Source organism: Variovorax ginsengisoli (genome assembly GCF_030486595.1).
Classification (GTDB): Bacteria; Pseudomonadota; Gammaproteobacteria; order Burkholderiales; family Burkholderiaceae_C; genus Variovorax; species Variovorax ginsengisoli_B.
This window is the reverse complement of the sequence record NZ_JAUJZH010000010.1, coordinates 100,567-118,095: the sequence shown is the minus strand read 5'-3', so window position 1 is coordinate 118,095 and position 17,529 is coordinate 100,567. Positions and strand designations below refer to the sequence as shown.

Here is a 17,529-nt window from a genome sequence, read left to right as displayed (position 1 = left end):
TGCCTACGCCGCGAGCGCCACGGGCACCGCCCAGGCGTCGTAGCCGTAGACCCAGTCGGCGTTGCCGCCTTCGCGCAGCCAGTTGTTGCCACGCGATCCGAGCTGCACCTGGCTGGCGCGCTCGATGCGAGCCTGCTCATAGCATTTCAGCGCGGCCGCCGCGTCGCTCATCGGCACGCCCTCGAGATGGCGGGCCAGCACCACGGCATCCTCGATCGCCATGCCGGCGCCCTGCGCCATGAAGGGCAGCATCGGGTGGGCGGCGTCGCCCAGCAGCGCCATCCGGCCCTGGGCCCAGGCGGGCATCGGATCGCGCTCGTACAGCGCCGTCTTGAGCACCGTGTCGCAGGCATCGAGCAGCGCGCGGGCGTCGGGGTGGTAGGCCACGTACTGCTCGCGCAGTTCGTCGACGCTGCCGGGCGCGGTCCACGATTCGAGATGCCAGGTGTCCTGCGGCGTGGTGGCGAAGATGAAGATGTCGCGCCCGCGGTTCAGCGGAAAGGTGACGATCTGGCTCTGCGGGTTCGGCCCCCACCACTTGGTGAAGGCGCCGAGGTTCGGCACGCTGGCGACGCGCTCGGCCGGGACCACCGCGCGGTAGGCCACGATGCCCGTGAAGCGCGGGCTCTCGGCGCCGAACATCGCGGTGCGCACCGCCGAGTGGATGCCATCGGCGCCGATCAGCAGGCCGACGCGCGCGCTGCTGCCGTCCTCGAAGCGCAGGTCGACGCCTTCGGCGTCCGGCGTGATCGACTGCGCCCGCTTGCCGAGCGCCACGCGTTCAGCCGGGAACATGTCGGCCAGCGCGGCCAGCAGGTCGGCGCGGTGGATCGTGAGCTGCGGCGCGCCGTACTTCGCTTCGGCCGAGTCGGCCATCTCGAGGCGCGAGGTTTCCTCGCCGCTGTCGTAGGTGCGGCTGATGCGATGGCTGGGCCGGGCGGCGGTCGTGCGGGCTGCCTCGCCGACGCCGAGGCCGTCGAGGGCGCGCACCGCATTGGGCGTCAGGTTGATGTCGGCGCCGACGCGGGCGAACTGCTTCGCCTGCTCGAACACGACCACGTCGTGGCCGGCGCGCTGCAGCGCGATGCCGGCCACCAGCCCGCCGATGCCGGCACCGACGATGCCGATGGTGGATTCATTGCATTGCATGGGTGTCTCCTCGGGTTCTTGTTATTCGGCGACGATGTTGCGGGCCTTGATGATCTTGGCCCACACGGCGGTTTCGTCGCGGATCGCGGCGGCGAACTCGGCCGGCTTCATCGAGGCATCGGTCATGCCCTGCGCCATCAGGCGCTCGCGCACGGCCGGCGCGGCGAGGATCTCGGCGGCGTCCTTGGCGAGTTGCTCGGCAACGGCCGGCGAGGTTCCGGCCGGTGCAAGCAGGCCGTACCAGGAGGTCACGTTGACGCCCTGGATGCCCTGCTCCGCCAAGGTCGGGATCTCGGGCGCGACCGGACTGCGCTTGGCTTCGGTGACGCCGAGCGCGACCAGCTTGCCGCTCTTGATGAAGGGCAGCGTCGCCGGCAGGTTGCTGAACATCAGCGGCACCACACCGCCGAGCACATCGTTGAGCGCCGGCGCCGTGCCCTTGTAGGGCACGTGCAGCAGGTCGACCGCCGCCTGCTGCTTGAACAGCTCGCCCGCCAGGTGCAGGCCGCTGCCGACGCCGGGCGATGCATAGGACAGGGTGCCGGGCTTGGCCTTGGCCTGGGCCACGACTTCCTTCGCGTTCTTGAAGCCCGAGCCCGGCGTCGCGACCAGCACGTTGGGCGCGGTCGCCAGCATGGTGACCGGCACGAAGTCCTTCTGGATGTCGAACGGGAAGTTCGGCATCAGGGTCGGGTTGATCGTCAGGTTGCCGGCCGGCACCACCAGCAGCGTGTGGCCGTCGCCCTTGGCGCGCTTGACCTTGTCGATGCCGATGTTGCCGGCCGCGCCCGCGAGGTTCTCGACCACGGCCGGCTGGCCGTAGCGCTTGGCGAGGCCGTCGGAAAGCACCCGCGCCAGCGTGTCGACCGGCCCGCCGGGCGGGAACGGCGAGACGATCGTGAAGCGGTCGCCCGCCAGCTGCTTCTGGGCCTCGCTCTGCGCCTGCACGGCGGTGGTGGCCGCCAGCGCCAGCACGGCGGCGCCGAGCAGTCGGGACAGGGGGATGCGTCGTGTCATTGGCATTTCGATCATTTCTTTTCGGTCAGGAAGGCGCCCTTCGGTCCTTCGGCATTTTTCTGGCGGCGCGTGTGGCCGTCGAGGCCGCCGTCGACCGCCCATTCGGCGAACACCGTCGGACCCGGTTCGAACTCGCGCGGCTGCCACTCGGCGGTCAGCTGGTCTTCGTCGGCGTAGTACTCGATCAGGCCGCCGGCCGGGTTCTTGAAGTACCAGAAGTAGGCCGAGGACACCGGATGGCGGCCCGGGCCGAGCTGCGTCTCCCACCCCTTGCGCGAGAAATGCAGCCCGCCGCCGAACACCTCGTGGATGTCGCGCACGGTGAAGGCCACGTGGTTCAGTCCGCGCTTGCCCGAAGGCAGCTGCAGCAGGAACAGGTCGTGGTGGCCACCCTCGGGCGCGCAGCGCATGAAGGCGCCGCGGTTCGGGTAGCTGTCGGACGCGACGAAGCCGAAACGGTCGCTGTAGAAAGCGCTGGTGGCCTTGACGTCGCTGACGAAGAACACGACGTGGCCGACCTCGATCGGCGTCGCGTGGTCATACACCGGCGCGGCCTGGTTGATGCGCGGCTTGGCGTTCCAGGTGTTCATCGCGCCGCAGTCGACCTCGACCGCATGCTTGCGGCTGACCTGCAGCCGCACGGCCAGGCCGTTCGGGTCGATGCAGCCGATGCGGCGGGCACCATCGGCCTCGCCGTCGACGAAGCCCGGGTCCCTGGCGATCGCCGCGGCATAGCGCGCGAGGTCGGCGTCGCTCTCGACGCCCCACACCACTTCACGCAGGGTCGGGCCCTCTTCCATGCCGGCCGGCAGGCCCGGCTTGTCCAACGCCGCGACCACCACCTTGCAGCCGTTGAGGCATTCGAAGACGAGCTGGTCGGTGGCCTCGGACTTGAGCACGAGGCCCCAATCCTGGAAGAAGGTGCGGCAGACCGCGAGGTCGTCGGCCGCATAGGTGATCTGGTCGATGCCCAGTACGCTCATGATCGTTGTCCTTTCAGTTGGCCCACGGCAGCGGCTGCTCGTTGGTGCCCCAGTACATGCTCTTCTGCTCCATGTACTGGAAGATGCCCTCGCGGCCCTTCTCGCGGCCCAGGCCGCTGTCGCGCCAGCCGCCGAACGGGGTCGAGACCGAGAACTGCTTGTAGGTGTTGACCCAGACCGTGCCGGCCTGCACCGCGCGGCCGAGGCGCCAGGCGCGCTTGAAGTCGCGGCTCCAGACGCCGGCTGCCAGCGCGTAGACGCTGTCGTTGGCCTGCTGGATCAGTTGTTCCTCGTCGTCGAAAGGCATCGCGACCAGCACCGGGCCGAAGATCTCCTCCTGGCTGATGCGGGCGTTGTTGGTCAGGCCTTCGAGGATCGTCGGCGTGTAGAAGTAGCCGCGGTCGAGGCCGTTGCCGTGGGGGCGCACGCCGCCGGTGCGGATGCGGCCGCCTTCGGACACGCCGAGCTCGACGTAGCGCTCGATGCCCTCGCGGTGCTTCGCCGTGATCAGCGGGCCCATCTGGGTGTTCTCGGCCGCCGGGTCGCCGACGCGCAGCGCGTTGGCGCCTTCGGCCAGCCGGGTCAGGAATTCGTCGTAGATCGAACGGGCGACGAACAGGCGCGAGCCCGCGATGCACGATTCGCCCGAGGAGCTGAAGATGCCGTAGAGCACGCCGGCGACCGCGTGGTCGAGGTCGGCGTCTTCGAGCACCATGGTCGGCGACTTGCCGCCGAGTTCGAGCGACACCGGCATCATCTTGTCGGCCGCGATGTGGGCGATGTGCTTGCCCGTGGTGGTGCCGCCCGTGAAGGACACGCGCTTGACCAGCGGATGCTTGGTGATGGCGTCGCCGATCAACGAGCCCTTGCCCGGAAGCACGCTGACGATGCCCTTGGGCACGCCGGCTTCTTCGCAGATGCGCGCCAGTTCGAGCGCCATCAGCGGCGTGACCTCGGCCGGCTTGACCACCACCGCATTGCCCGCGGCCAGCGCCGGCGCCAGCTTTTGCGCTTCGCTCGCGATCGGCGAGTTCCACGGCGTGATCGCCGCGACAACGCCCATCGGCTCGTGCACGCTCATCGTCACGAAGGGGCCGCGCGAGGGCGTGATCGTGTCTTCGAGGGTCTCGAGCGCGGCCGCGAAGAACTGGAAGGTGCCGGCGGCGCTGGCCACCAGGTTGCGGGTCTCGCTGATCGGCTTGCCGTTGTCGAGACGCTGCTTCTGGGCCAGGGCTTCGGACTGCTCGCGGATCAGCTGCGCCACGCGGTGCAGCACGCTCGCGCGCTGGTGCGGCAGCATCTGGGCCCAGCCGCTGGTGAGGAAGGCGTGGTGCGCGCGTTCGATGGCCTCGTCGACGTCGGCCAGGCTGGCGGCCCGGAGGCGCGCGATCGGCTCGCCGGTGGCCGGGTACAGGCTCTCGTAGACGTCGCCGCCGCCCAGGCGCCACTCGCCCGCGACATTGAGGGGAAGGAGTTCGGAAGAAATCATCGGGGTTCCTCGGTTCAGATCGCCAGCGCCGCGACGCGGTTGCGCAGCGCCCGCACGGCGCTGTAGACCGTCAGCGCGGAGGTCTTGGGATTGGCGGCCAGCGGCTTGTTGCGCATCGTGAGTTCGAAGCTGCCGAAGGCGCCCCGGGCCTCGACCACGTGGACGTTGTCGGCCACCGCCGGATCGGCGATCAGCCGCACCAGCGTGCGGTCCAGGCCCAGGCCGGCGAGCGACACGGTGGCCGCCACGTTGGCGTTCTTGGGGTACAGCGTGGCCGCTTCGCGCGCGCTGCCTTCGAAGATCACGGTCTCGCGCGCCAGGGATGCGAGATCGCGGCCCTGCTCGGCCGGTGTGCCCTTCCAGGCCTGCGGCGGCTTGCGGCCGATGTAGCGCACTTCGTCGAGCCCGCCGACACGCGCCGCGGCCAGCGCGTCGATGGCGCCGATCGCACCCGCGATCAACTGCACCTGGGTGCCGCCGGCGAGCGCGGCGGCTTCGAGCTTCTCGGCAAGGCCCGGGGCCGAGAGCGCGCCCACCGAGGCCACGACGCAGGGCGTGCCGCGCTGCAGGGCCGGCAGCACGTGGGCCTCGATCGCCGCATGGCCCGCGGCCTCGACCACCAGGTCGATGCCTCCGGGCGGAACGCAAGACACGACCTGCGCGCCGGGTGCGAGCCGCTCTGCCGTGGCCTGGGCCGCTGCGAAGGCATCGGCCGGCACGACGATCGCCTGGATCTCCAGTGCCGCATCGGCCTGGAGCAGCTCGAGCATCGCGCTGCCGATGGCACCGCAGCCGATGAGCGCAATGCGCGTGGGGTTGGACATGCGAAGGGCTCCGCTCACTTGGCCGTGCCGAGCGCAGGAATCTGCGTGATCGTGTTGGTCGGCGGACCGGCGAAGGTGCTCTTGAAGCCGCCGATGGACAGCATGTCGATCTCGAGCAGGAAGGGACCGTCGCCGGCCAGGGCCTGGTCGAGCCGCGCCGGCAGGTCGTCCAGCTTCTGCACGCGGGCGTGCGGCAGCGCGATCGACTTGCACAGCAGGTCGTAGTCGGGCGTGTGCAGTTCGGCGTAGCACTGGCGGCCGCCGTACTGCGCGTCCTGGATGTTCTTGATGACGCCGTAGCTCTTGTCGTTCATGAGCACGATCACCATGGGCGCCTTCTCCTGCACCATGCAGGCCAGTTCGCCGAGGTTCAGGATGAAGCCGCCGTCGCCGGCCAGGCAGAAGGTCCGGCGGCCCGAGCCGGTCACCGCCGCGCCGATCGCCGCGCCGATCGCCATCGGCATGCCCTGCCCGATGCCGCCGCCGGTGGCGTGGACGCCGGCGCTGGGTTCGAAGATGCGCAGTTCGCGATTGCCCCAGGTGCTGTTGGAGACGGTCACGTCGCGCACCCAGTTGAAGTTGCGTCCGGCCACCGACTGGATCCGGCGCACCAGCTCGGCATACGGGCCGAGGCCGTCGCGCAAGGTCGCGACCGCCTGGTCGTGGGCGGTGCGCAGGTCGACCAGCAACTGGGGGTCGGCCTTGTACCTGGCCGCTTCGAGGCGGTCGGCCAGGCCTTCGAGCGCCAGCGCGGAATCGCCGCAGACAAAGGCATCGGTGGCGTAGCAGCGCCCTTCGGCGGCCGCATCGGCGTCGATGCGGTAGAGCGGGCGCGGCAGCTTCAGCTCGTACTTCAGCGTCTCGTTGCCGCGCAAGCGCGAGCCGACCACCAGCATCGCATCGCAAGTCTGGTAGAGGGCCTCGACCGGCTTCTGGATGTTGTAGGCGCCGAGCGAGCCGGCATCGTCCTCGGGCACCGTGCCGCGGCCTTGCGTGGTGGTGACCACGCCGAAGCCGAGCTTCTGCAGGCGCTGGATGGCCGCGCGGGCGTGGCGGGCACCGCCGCCGACCCACAGCAGCGGACGCCTGGCCTTTGCGAGGTCCGCGGCCAGCGCGTCGAGGCCGGCCTTCGACGGCACGGCGGCCTCGATCGGCAGCGGCGACAGGTCGGCCGGCATTGCGACCAGCGCGGACTGGATGTCGATCGGGATCTCGACGCTGACCGGGCCCGTGGGCGCGGTCAGCGCGACCTGCACCGCGCGCTTGAGGGTGCCCAGCAGGTTCTCGACGCTGCGCACGCGGAAGGCCGCCTTGGAGATGGCCTTGAGCATCGTGAGCTGGTCGGGCGCCTCGTGGATGTACGACATCCCCTTGTCGATGTAGGGGGTCTCGATCTGGCCCGTGATGTGCAGCACGGGAGCGCCGGCGGTCAGTGCCTCGACCATGCTGCCGGCGATGTTGCCGGCGGCCGGGCCGGTGCTGGTGATGCACACGCCCAGGCTGGCCGTGGAGCGTGCATAGGCGTCGGCCATGTTGCCCGCGCCGGCCTCGCCGCGGGCCGAGATGAAGCGGATCGCGCCCCGCTGCGCGAAGGCATCGAGGATCGGCATGTTGTGGATCGAGATGACGCCGAATGCCGCCTTGACGCCGCATTGCTCGAGGAAGGCGGCGACGACTGCGCCGGCCGTGACGGTGGGGTTGGGGTTATGCATGGCGGGAATGGCCTCCGGAAATGTCGATGTGGCTGCCCGTCGTATAGGACGCGAGCGGTGAAGCGAGAAAGAGGATGGCGCGCGCGGCTTCGATCGGAAGCCCCAGGCGGCCCAGCGGGATGTGCTTGTCGCGGGCGAGCTGGCCGCTCCAGGCGTCCCAGTCGAGTTCGGTCTGCGCGCGGGCCTCGAAGCGCCGGCGCCACTGGCCCGACTCGACCAGGCCGATCAGGATGCCGTTGACGCGCACGCCCTGGGGCGCGAACTCGGTCGCCATCGAACGCACCAAGCTCAGCAGGCCGGCCCGCGCGGCCGAGGTCGCGACCATGTGCGGCTCGGGCTGGCGCGCCAGCAGCGAGTTGGCGCAGACGATCGCGGCATCGCCCAGGGCGGCGCGCTGCGCCACCAGCTGCGGCAGGAAGGCACGGGTCGGATGGATGACCGAGAAGAACTTCAGGTGCAGCTCATCGCTCCAGGCCTTGTCGTCGGTGTCGGCGAAGGTGGAGACGCGGCCCTGCCCCGCGTTGTTGACCAGCATCGAGGCCGGGCCCAGCGCGGCTTCGCTGTCGGCGGCGAAACGCTGCACCGACGCCGCGTCGAGCACGTCGCAGGTGCGGGCGAAGAGGCGCGCCTCGGGGCGCGTCGCGCGCAGGCCGGCCACCGCGCGGTCGAGGCGCTCGGCATCGCGGCCGCACAGCGCCACGGCGGCGCCGCTGTCGAGCAGCAGCTCGACGGTTGCCAGGCCGATGCCGGAAGAACCGCCCGTGACCACGGCCACGCGGCCGGCCAGCGCGTCGGCAGCGAAGAGGTTGGGTGAAAGCTGGGGTGTCGTCATGGTGCGCAACTCAGGCTGCGAGGTCGCCGCCGCGCAGCGGGATCACCTGGCCCTTGGCGGCCGGCGCGTAGTTCAGCAGGCCGGAGATTTCGTCGGCGGTCTGGCGCACGCGCTGCACCATCTCGTCCATGCGGCTTTCGTCGATATGGCCCGAGGTGATGGTCGCGCCCAGCGCCGCCACGATGTGGCCGCTGTGGTCGCGCACCGGTGCGGCGATGGTCGAGATGTTGGATTCGAAGAAGCCCTCGCCCAGCACGTAGCCGCGCTTGCGGTCGGCCTGGACCATGTCGAACAGCTGGTCGACCGTGACCGGGGTGCGCGGCGAGAAAGCCTCGAGCTTGTCTTCCGGGTAGAGCGCGCGCAGCTGCACCAGGGTCAGGTCCTCGAGCAGGATGCGGCCCAGCACGGTGGCGTGTGCCGGCAGCCGCGTGCCCACCGTCACCGAGCTGGCGAAGGGCGTGGGCGGCGCGACCTTGGCGACATAGACGATCGAGCGGCCGTCGCGCACCACCAGGTTGCAGGGCGTGCGCAGCTCGTCGCACAGGCGCTGCAGCAGCGGCGTGCCGAGCTGGGTCAGTTCGAGCGAGGCCAGGTATTCGAAGCCGAGCCGCAGAACGGCGAGGCCGAGGCGGTAGTCGCGGCCGCCTTCGGCGCGCTCGAGGAAGCCCATGTTCTCGAGCGTGGTCAGGAGCCGGAACACGGTCGAGCGCGGCAGGTCGAAGCGGCGCGCGAGTTCGGGCGCCGACAGCGAACGGTGCTCGCGGCTGAACTCGCACAGCAGGCGCAGGCCGCGCTCGAGCGCCGGCACGTTGTAGCGGTCCGCGCCCTCTTCGATCGATTCGATGTCGTTGTTTGCCATGGTGTCTCTTCGTTGAATTGGGATCGGTCAGGCGGCATGAACGTCGCGCAGCAGGGCCGCCACGGCTTCCGGCCGCTCGACGTAGCTGGCATGCCCGGCGTCGGCGATCGTTTCGAGCGCGACGCCGCACTTGCGGGCCGCCTCGGCGCAGCCGGCCGGCGGCGTGACGACGTCGAGGGCACCGCACGCCACCCGCACCGGCATGGCTGGCGGCAGGTCGGCCAGCAGATCGCCGCCGCACAGCAGTTCGATCGCCTGCCGATAGCCTCCGTCGTTCAGTCGCGACATGTTCCAGCGCACCCATTGCCGTGCCTGTTCGCCGGCGCCGGCCGACAGCAGCCGGGTGTCGGCGCGCGCCGCCATGCCGGCGATGCCGGCCCCGGACAAGGCCTCGATGCGCTGGGCGTGGACGCGGCGGCGCTCGTCGGCACGTTCGGGCGCGCCGTAGCCGGCGGCGGGGCTGATCAGCACCAGCCGGGCGATCCGCGCAGCCAGCGCCGAGCCCGGCCGCGCCGCCGACGCCGCGGTCAGCGCGCCGAGCGAATGGCCGACCAGCGTGCAGCGGTCGATGTCGAGTGCGTCGAGCATCGCGCCCAGCCGCTCGGCATAGTCGGCGGCCGTGGGCTGCGAGGGCGCGAGCGGCGTCGACGCGCCGTAGCCGGGGGCATCCCAGGCCAGCACGCGCGCCTGCGGCGCCAGCAGCAAGGCCGTGTCGAGCCAGGACGCGGCGCCCGACCCGATGCCATGGAGGCAGACCAGCGCCGGTCCGCTGCCGCATTCGCGCACCGACATCACGCCGCCGCCGCGCAGCGTCACGGCGCGCGCGGGGAAGCGCGCTTCGAGGCGCGCCACTTCGGAGGGCGGCAGGGTCGCGGCGGGGTTCATGGCGGCGCTCACGGGCTGGTGCTCGATGCCGGGGATCAGCGCTTGATCTTGGCCAGCGGATGGTCCGCCGGGTAGGTCGGCGTCACCGGCTTCTTGGCGCCGAGCATCACGCACATCAGCGCGTCTTCGTCGCCGATGTTGATTTCTTCGCGGTAGACGCCCGGCGGCACCGAGATCAGGTCGCGGTCGGTCATGATGGTCTCGAAGCGCTCGCCGTCCTTCTCGATGACGACCTTGAGCTTGCCGCGGATCAGGAAGAACACTTCTTCGACGTCGGTGTGCAGGTGCGGCGGGCCTTCGTGGCCGGCCGGGATCACCATGGTCGAGAAGGTGAAGTTCTCGGCCGGCACGGTGTTCACGTCCTTGGCGACGCCCGTGCCGCCGGTGCCCACGTAGCGCATCTGCGCGCGGCGGAACTTGGGATCGAGGTCGGCCTGGAACTTGAGCGCGTCCCAGTCGTACTTGCGGGTGGCATAGCGCGCGATGCGCGTTTCCATCCATTGCTGGAGGCTGCTGCCTTCGGGCTGCGCCAGGGTGTCGGCGGCGCCGTCGATCTTCTGTTGTTCGGACAAATCGCTCATCGGGTTTACTCCTTGGTCGAAAAAATCAGTGCATCACGAAGCCGCCGTTGACGGCGAGCAGCTGGCCGGTCACGAAGCGCGACAGGCCCGAGAGGGCAAAGAGCATCGCGCCGCATACGTCGGCGGCCTGCTGCTCGCGCGGGATCGCGCGGCCTTCGAGGTATTTCTGGTGGCGTGCCATCGGCACGTATTCGGTCGCCTCGACCAGGGTCAGGCCGGGTGCCACGGCGTTGACCGTGATGCCTTCGCCGCCCCACTCGCGCGCCAGCGAGCGCGTCATCGAGACCACGGCGCCCTTGCTCGACGCATAGGCCAGCAGGTTGGGTGCGCCCCACAGCGCGGTGTCCGACGCCAGGTTGACGATCGCGCCGCGGCCGCTCGCGGCCAACGCCGGCTGGCAGGCGCGGCTCATGAGCCAGGTGCCGCGCACATTGACCGCCATCACGCGGTCCCACATGTCGATTTCGAGCGCATGCGCATCGCGGCCGCCGGAGTTGGTGATGGCGGCGTTGTTGACCAGGCCGTCGAGGCCGCCGAGCGCGGCGACGGCCGCTTCGGCGCAGGCGTCGATCGAGGCCGGGTCCGAGAGGTCGACCGCCAGTCCGTGTGCGGTGGAGCCGGCCGCCCGCAGTGCCGCGGCCTCGGTCTGCACCAGGTCGGACAGGATGTCGGCCATCACGACGGCGCCACCGGCGGCGGCGATGCACTTGGCGAAGGCCAGGCCGAGGCCGCGTGCCGCGCCCGTGACCAGCACCTTGCGGCCGGCCAACAGGTTGGCGGGCAGTTCCGCAAGAAGGGTTTGCAGGCTCTGCTGGTCGGGGGTGCCGCTGGGCTGGGTCATGTCGTGTCCTCGGTGCGGTGTGCTCAATCGGCCTGGATGCCGAGTTCCTTGATCACGCGGCCGAAGCGTTCGAAGTCGGCGGCGTTGGTCTTGCCCAGGGTCTCGGGCGTGCCGCCCAGCGGCAGCGCGCCGAACACCGCCATCTTGGCGGCGACGTCGGGCATCTTGAGGATCTCGTTGAAGTGGCCGTTGAGCGTCTTCACGATCTCGGGCGACAGCCCCTTGGGACCGAAGATGCCGTTCCAGGCCATCACCTCGATGTCCTTGTAGCCCAGCTCCGCCAGCGTCGGCACGTTGGGCGCGAGCGGCGAACGGGCCTTGTCGGCCACCGCCAGCGGCGTGACCTTGCCGCTTGGCAGGTAGGGCGCGATCGGGCCGTAGGTGACCGCGGTCAGCGGCACGTGGCCGCCAAGCACGTCGTTGATCGCCGGCGCGACGCCCTTGTACGGGACGTGCTTGATGTTCAGGCCGGCCGACTTGTTGAACATCTCGCCGAGGATGTGCATCGGCGAGCCGCTGCCGGGACTGGCATAGGACAGGTCGGGGCTGCGCTTGGCGGCGGCCACCATGTCCTTCAGGTTCTTGGCGCCGCTGCCGGGGCCGGAGACCAGGAACAGCGGCATCATCGCGGTCTGAATGATGGGCGTGAAGCCGTTCACCACGTCGTAGCCGGCACCAGCGCCGGTCTTGAGCACGATCTGCGCGATCGAGAAGGTGCTCGGCGCGACCAGCAGCGTGTAGCCGTCCGCGGGTGCCTTGGCAACGAAGCTGCTCCCGATGACGCCGCTGGCGCCGGGGCGGTTGTCCACCACCACCGGCTGGCCGACCCGTGCCGAGAGTTTCTCGGCGAACAGCCGGGCCAGCGCATCGGTGTCGCCACCGGCCGGATAGGCCACGACGAGCGTGATCGGCTTGGTCGGCCAGGCCTGGGCCCAGCCCGGACCGGCGGCGCCGGCAGCGGCGGCGCAGAGCGCGAGGGCCAGCATCTGGCGGCGGGGGTTCTTGATCATCATGGGAGGCGATTCCTTGGCGTTGGGGAAGATTCGCTTTGTTTCACTAATGAATCGCTGATTTATTAATGAAACGATGGACGAAGAATAGATCGTGAAACGCGGATGAAATATAGGTAAAAACCCTAAGTTTCATTGGGAAAAATCCGGCGCTACCTCGGCGGCGCTGAGCGCGACCTGACCTGATGGGGCGGGACATACCCCGAGCGCGCGGACGGCTGATCGACAGCTTGGCCTCCTACGATGAACGGACCGTGCGGCGACCGCGCCGCTGACCCGCAGGAGACATCCCATGAACACCGCCACCCTCGCCAACGCCTCTTCGGCGCCGCCGGCCAGCAGTTCCAAGCTCGGCGCCGTGTTGCGCGTCACGAGCGGCAATTTCCTCGAGCAGTTCGACTTCTTCCTGTTCGGCTTCTATGCCACCTACATCTCGAAAGCCTTCTTCCCCGCCAGCAGCGATTTCGCCTCGCTGATGCTGACCTTCGCCGTGTTCGGCGCCGGCTTCCTGATGCGGCCGCTGGGCGCCATCGTGCTGGGCGCCTACATCGACGAGGTCGGCCGGCGCAAGGGCCTGATCGTCACGCTGGCGATCATGGCCAGCGGCACGGTGCTGATCGCCTTCGTGCCGGGCTACGAGACCATCGGGGTGGTGGCGCCGGTGCTGGTGCTGATCGGCAGGCTGCTGCAGGGCTTCTCCGCCGGCGCCGAACTCGGTGGCGTCTCGGTCTACCTGTCGGAGATGGCGACGCCCGGCCACAAGGGCTTCTATACCGCCTGGCAGTCGGCCAGCCAGCAGGTCGCGATCGTGCTGGCCGCAGCGCTCGGCTTCGCGCTCAACGAGATGCTGTCGCCAACCGTGCTGGCCGACTGGGGTTGGCGGATCCCGTTCTTTGTCGGCTGCATGATCATTCCGTGCATCTTCGTGCTGCGCCGCTCGCTGCAGGAGACCGAGGCCTTCCAGGCCCGCAAGCACCACCCGACGACCCGCGAGGTGTTCCAGTCGATGGCGCGCAACTGGCGCGTGGTGCTGTGCGGGATGCTGCTGGTCGCGATGACCACCACCACCTTCTACCTGATCACGGTCTACACGCCGACCTTCGGGCGCACCGTGCTGCACCTGAGCGCGCGCGACAGCCTGATCGTGACCCTGCTGGTGGCCGTCACCAACTTCATCTGGCTGCCGATCGGCGGCGCCCTGTCCGACCGGATCGGCCGCAAGCCGCTGCTGCTGGCGGTCACGCTGCTCGCCATCTTCACGGCTTATCCGGCGATGCACTGGCTGGCTGCGGCGCCCAGCTTCGGCCGCATGCTCGACGTGCTGCTGTGGTTCTCGTTCCTGTTCGGCATGTACAACGGCGCCATGGTCGTGGCCCTGACCGAGGTGATGCCGGTCGAGGTCCGGGTGGTCGGCTTCTCGCTCGCCTACAGCCTGGCGACCGCGGTCTTCGGCGGCTTCACGCCGGCGATCTCGACCTGGCTGATCGAAGCGAGCGGCGACAAGGCGGCGCCGGCCTGGTGGCTCAGCGTGGCCGCGGCCTGCGGCTTGACGGCGACGCTGATCCTCTATCGCAAGGGACGGAAGCCGTCGGTGGCCTGACGCCACGGCCGCCCTCCGCACCCGCCCCTGCGACTCGGCGGGTGGAGAGCCGCGTAGGACGCTACAACCCCAACTGAGTCAGCAACTGCCGCGCCGGCCAGCGCTCGCGGCGGGCCGGCCAGGCTTCCACCAGCTCGACCATCCGCGCATTGAGCGGCGCCTGCATGCCGTGGCTCTGGGCCAGCCGCACCACCTCGCCGCTGAGCACGTCGATCTCGGTCCGCCGGCCCAGCGCGAGGTCGTCCGCCATGCTGGAGCGCGCCTTGGCATCGATGCGCAGCATCCGCGCCGCGACCAGCCGGAACAGTGGGGTCGGCAGCCGCAGGATCGGCGGAATTCGCGCCGGCGGCACCGCGCCCAGTTGGGCCGGCATGATGCCGGCGCGCCCCAGCACGGCCAGCGCCTCCTCGATCAGCGCCGCGAAGCAACGCCGGTAGCCACGCTGCAGCAACTCCTCGCGCAGCGGCAGGCCAGACAGTGCGTTGACCGGATTGTTGAGATTGAAGAGCAGCTTGCCCCACTGCACCGGCAGCAGGTCGGCATGCAAATCGATCGGCACCCCGGCGCGTTCGAAGACCGCCACCCAGGGCCGAAGCGCGGCATCGTCCTGGGCCGCCAGCCGCCCTTCGGTGCCGCGATGGAAGGTCGCGGGCCCGACTTCGGCCACGTTGTAGGGCACCATGGCCGGCAGCACCCGCAGGCCGGGCCCGGCCTCTGCGGCGACGCGCGCGTTGGCCACGCCGTTTTGCAGCGACAACACGGGCGTGCCGGCCGGCAGCGCCGCGGCGAGTTCGACCGCGGCGTCGGCGGTGGCGCCGCTCTTGACCGTGAGCAGAACCAGTGCCGGCCGGATGTCGGCGGGGACGCGTTCGAAGAGATGCAACTCGGCTGGCGGCACGTGGGTGCGGCGGCCTTCAAGATCGGTCAGCGTGAGGCCCTGCAGCGCCAGGGCACCGAGTACGCGCGGCCGGCCGACGAAGCCGACACGTACCCCCGATGCCGCCAGGCTGCCGCCGATGAACGAGCCGATGGTGCCGGCGCCCATCACGAGGATGTCGAGCGCCGCGTCGTCGCTCCCCATGGCTAGAGGCGCTCGGCGACCCAGCCTTGCACCGACTTCAGCGCCGCCGGGACGCCCGATGCGTCGGTGCCGCCGGCCATCGCCATGTCGGCCTTGCCGCCGCCCTTGCCGCCGACCTGCTGGGCGACGAAGTTGACCAGCTCGCCGGCCTTCACGCGGCCCATGGTGTCGGCCGTGACGCCGGCCGCGATCTGGACCTTGCCGCCGTCGACCGCCGCCAGGACGATCGCCGCGGTCTTGAGCTTGTCCTTGAGCTTGTCCATCGTGTCGCGCAAGGTCTTGGCGTCGGCGCCGTCGAGCTTGGCCGCCAGCACCTTGACGCCGTTGACGTCGACCGCCTGCGCCAGCAGCTCGTCGCCCTTGGACGAGGCGAGCTTGCCCTTGAGCGAGCCGACCTCGCGCTCCAGCGCCCTCACCTGCTCGAGCACCTGCGCGAGCCGGCCCTGCAGCTCCGAGGCCGGCGTCTTCAGCGTCGCGGCCGCGCTGTGCACCGTGGCCTCGAGCTGTTGCAGGTAGGCCAGCGCGTTGGCGCCGGTCACCGCCTCGATCCGGCGCACGCCGGCGGCCACGCCGCCTTCGCTGGTGATCTTGAAGAGCCCGATGTCGCCGGTGCGCGAAACGTGCGTGCCGCCGCAGAGCTCGCGGCTGCTGCCGATGTCGAGCACCCGCACGGTCTCGCCGTATTTCTCGCCGAACAGCATCATGGCGCCGGTCTTCTGGGCCGACTCCATGTCCATCAGCCGGGCCTGGGTCGCGTGGTTGGCGAGGATCTCGGCATTCACGCGGCGTTCGATCTCGAGGATCTGCGAGGGCGTGACGGCGGCGTTGTGCGCGAAGTCGAAGCGCGTCTTGTCGGCGTCGACCAGCGAGCCCTTCTGCTGCACATGCTCGCCCAGCACCTCGCGCAGCGCCTTGTGCATCAGGTGGGTCACGCTGTGGTTGCGCATCGTGGCGGCGCGGCGATCGGTGTCGACCCGGGCCGTGACCGCATCACCGACCTTCAGCGTGCCCTGGGTCTGGGTGCCGTGGTGGCCGAACACGTCGGCCTTGATCTTCTGCGTGTCCTCGACGCCGAACTGCAGGCCTTCGGCCACCAGCACGCCCTGGTCGCCGACCTGGCCGCCGCTCTCGGCGTAAAACGGCGTGGTGTCGAGCACCACGATGCCCGGCTGGCCTTCTTTCAGCTGCGCGACCGGCGCGCCTTCGAAGTACAGCGCGACCACGGTCGCCTTCTCTTCGAGATGCTCGTAGCCCGTGAAGACATTGCCGGCGCCGCCGTACTCGACGGCACGTTCCATCTTGAACTTGCCGGCCGCGCGGCCGGCGGCCTTCTGCTTTTCCATGGCGGCGTTGAAGCCGGCCTCGTCGACCGCCACGTTTCGCTCGCGGCAGACGTCCGCCGACAGGTCGAGCGGGAAGCCGTAGGTGTCGTGCAGCTTGAAGGCGACCTCGCCCGGCAACACCTTGGCGCCGTCGGCCAGTGCCGCATCGAGGATCTCCATGCCGTTGGCCAGGGTCTCGAAGAAGCGCTCTTCCTCGGCCTTGAGGGTGGCGGTGATGCGTTGCTCGTCGGCGCGCAGCTTCGGATAGGCATCGCCCATCAGCGCCACCAGGTCGGGCACCAGCTTGTGGAAGAAGGGTTTCTTCTGGCCCAGCTTGTAGCCGTGGCGGATGGCGCGGCGCACGATCCGGCGCTGCACGTAGCCGCGGCCTTCGTTCGACGGGATCACGCCGTCGGCCACCAGGAACGCCGTGGCGCGGATGTGGTCGGCGATCACGCGCAGGCTCTTGTTGCCCAGGTCCTTCTCGCCGGTCTCGCGCGACGCCGCCTTGATGAGCGCGTCGAACAGATCGATCTCGTAGTTGCTGTGCACGTGCTGCAGGATCGCGGCCAGCCGCTCGAGGCCCATCCCGGTGTCGACGCAGGGCGCCGGCAGCGGCTTGACGCTGCCGTCGGGCTGCATGTCGAACTGCATGAACACGTTGTTCCAGATCTCGATGTAGCGGTCGCCGTCTTCGTCGGGGCTGCCGGGCGGGCCGCCCGCGATGCCTGGGCCGTGGTCGTAGAAGATCTCGCTGCACGGACCGCAGGGGCCGGTGTCGGCCATCATCCAGAAGTTGTCGGACATGTAGCGGCCGCCCTTGTTGTCGCCGATGCGCACCACGCGCTCGGGCGGCAGGCCGATTTCCTTGGTCCAGATGTCGTAGGCCTCGTCGTCCTCGATGTAGACGGTGGCCCAGAGCTTCTCGGCGGGCAGCTTGTAGACCTCGGTCAGGAGCTCGAACGCCCACTTGAGCGACTCGCGCTTGAAATAGTCGCCGAAGCTCCAGTTGCCCAGCATCTCGAAGAAGGTGTGGTGGCGCGCGGTGTAGCCGACGTTCTCGAGGTCGTTGTGCTTGCCGCCGGCGCGCAGGCAGGCCTGGACGGAGGCGGCGCGCACGTAGGGGCGGCGGTCGCTGCCGAGGAACACGTCCTTGAACTGGACCATGCCGGAGTTCGTGAACATCAGGGTCGGGTCGTTGCCCGGCACCAGCGAACTGGAGGGCACGACGGTGTGGCCCTTGGTCGCGAAGAAATCGAGGAACGACTTGCGGATGTCGGCGACGCTGAAGGTGGGCTGGCTCATCTTGGGTTTTCGCTTGTGCAACGGCGGCCGGATGGGGGC

The 17,529-nt window shown here is 69.8% G+C and carries 15 protein-coding genes; 1 reads left to right on the top strand and 14 read right to left on the bottom strand.

Going from position 1 to position 17,529, the window contains the following annotated elements:
* Positions 1–3 precede the first annotated feature (3 nt).
* The 12 genes from QZH52_RS15810 to QZH52_RS15755 are packed head-to-tail and all read right to left on the bottom strand — an operon-like array spanning position 4 to position 12,179.
* Positions 4–1,149, bottom strand: coding sequence for an FAD-dependent monooxygenase (locus tag QZH52_RS15810; protein WP_286531538.1), 1,146 nt, complete (start codon positions 1,147–1,149; stop codon positions 4–6).
* A 21-nt stretch (positions 1,150–1,170) separates the two neighbouring features.
* Entirely contained in the window at positions 1,171–2,166 is a 996-nt protein-coding gene (locus QZH52_RS15805) for a Bug family tripartite tricarboxylate transporter substrate binding protein (protein ID WP_301810710.1), read from the bottom strand.
* Between the two features lie 11 nt (positions 2,167–2,177).
* Positions 2,178–3,149, bottom strand: a complete 972-nt coding sequence (locus tag QZH52_RS15800; protein WP_301810709.1) for a VOC family protein — start codon at positions 3,147–3,149, stop codon at positions 2,178–2,180.
* 13 nt (positions 3,150–3,162) lie between these two features.
* A complete protein-coding gene (locus QZH52_RS15795) occupies positions 3,163–4,638 on the bottom strand; it encodes an aldehyde dehydrogenase (RefSeq protein WP_301810708.1) in 1,476 nt (491 codons plus the stop codon).
* Positions 4,639–4,652: 14 nt separating this feature from the next.
* Positions 4,653–5,462: an aspartate dehydrogenase gene (locus QZH52_RS15790; RefSeq protein WP_301810707.1), complete on the bottom strand. Its 810-nt coding sequence runs from the start codon at positions 5,460–5,462 to the stop codon at positions 4,653–4,655.
* Between the two features lie 14 nt (positions 5,463–5,476).
* Entirely contained in the window at positions 5,477–7,174 is a 1,698-nt protein-coding gene (locus tag QZH52_RS15785; protein ID WP_301810706.1) for a thiamine pyrophosphate-binding protein, read from the bottom strand.
* The gene (locus QZH52_RS15780) at positions 7,167–8,006 is read right to left on the bottom strand and encodes an SDR family oxidoreductase (RefSeq protein ID WP_301810704.1); all 840 of its coding nucleotides are present in this window, start codon (positions 8,004–8,006) and stop codon (positions 7,167–7,169) included. The genes QZH52_RS15785 and QZH52_RS15780 overlap by 8 nt, the downstream gene beginning before the upstream one ends.
* A gap of 10 nt (positions 8,007–8,016) precedes the next feature.
* The gene (locus QZH52_RS15775) at positions 8,017–8,865 is read right to left on the bottom strand and encodes an IclR family transcriptional regulator (protein WP_301810702.1); all 849 of its coding nucleotides are present in this window, start codon (positions 8,863–8,865) and stop codon (positions 8,017–8,019) included.
* Positions 8,866–8,892: 27 nt separating this feature from the next.
* Entirely contained in the window at positions 8,893–9,750 is an 858-nt protein-coding gene (locus QZH52_RS15770) for an alpha/beta fold hydrolase (protein WP_301810878.1), read from the bottom strand.
* Positions 9,751–9,785: 35 nt separating this feature from the next.
* Positions 9,786–10,331: a cupin domain-containing protein gene (locus QZH52_RS15765; protein ID WP_286522628.1), complete on the bottom strand. Its 546-nt coding sequence runs from the start codon at positions 10,329–10,331 to the stop codon at positions 9,786–9,788.
* Positions 10,332–10,356: 25 nt separating this feature from the next.
* Complete coding sequence (locus tag QZH52_RS15760; RefSeq protein WP_286531529.1) at positions 10,357–11,172, bottom strand: SDR family oxidoreductase; 816 nt, start codon at positions 11,170–11,172, stop codon at positions 10,357–10,359.
* Between the two features lie 23 nt (positions 11,173–11,195).
* Complete coding sequence (locus QZH52_RS15755) at positions 11,196–12,179, bottom strand: Bug family tripartite tricarboxylate transporter substrate binding protein (RefSeq protein ID WP_301810877.1); 984 nt, start codon at positions 12,177–12,179, stop codon at positions 11,196–11,198.
* Positions 12,180–12,474: 295 nt separating this feature from the next.
* Here QZH52_RS15755 and QZH52_RS15750 point away from each other — a divergent pair, with 295 nt between their 5' ends.
* Positions 12,475–13,782: an MFS transporter gene (locus tag QZH52_RS15750; RefSeq protein ID WP_301810700.1), complete on the top strand. Its 1,308-nt coding sequence runs from the start codon at positions 12,475–12,477 to the stop codon at positions 13,780–13,782.
* A gap of 61 nt (positions 13,783–13,843) precedes the next feature.
* Here the strand turns inward: QZH52_RS15750 and QZH52_RS15745 are convergent, their stop codons facing one another.
* Both QZH52_RS15745 and alaS read right to left on the bottom strand, forming a co-directional pair.
* On the bottom strand, positions 13,844–14,863 hold the full coding sequence (locus QZH52_RS15745; protein ID WP_301810698.1) for a 2-dehydropantoate 2-reductase: 1,020 nt from the start codon (positions 14,861–14,863) through the stop codon (positions 13,844–13,846).
* 2 nt (positions 14,864–14,865) lie between these two features.
* Positions 14,866–17,490, bottom strand: a complete 2,625-nt coding sequence (alaS, locus tag QZH52_RS15740) for an alanine--tRNA ligase (protein WP_301810696.1) — start codon at positions 17,488–17,490, stop codon at positions 14,866–14,868.
* Between the last annotated feature and the right edge of the window lie 39 nt (positions 17,491–17,529).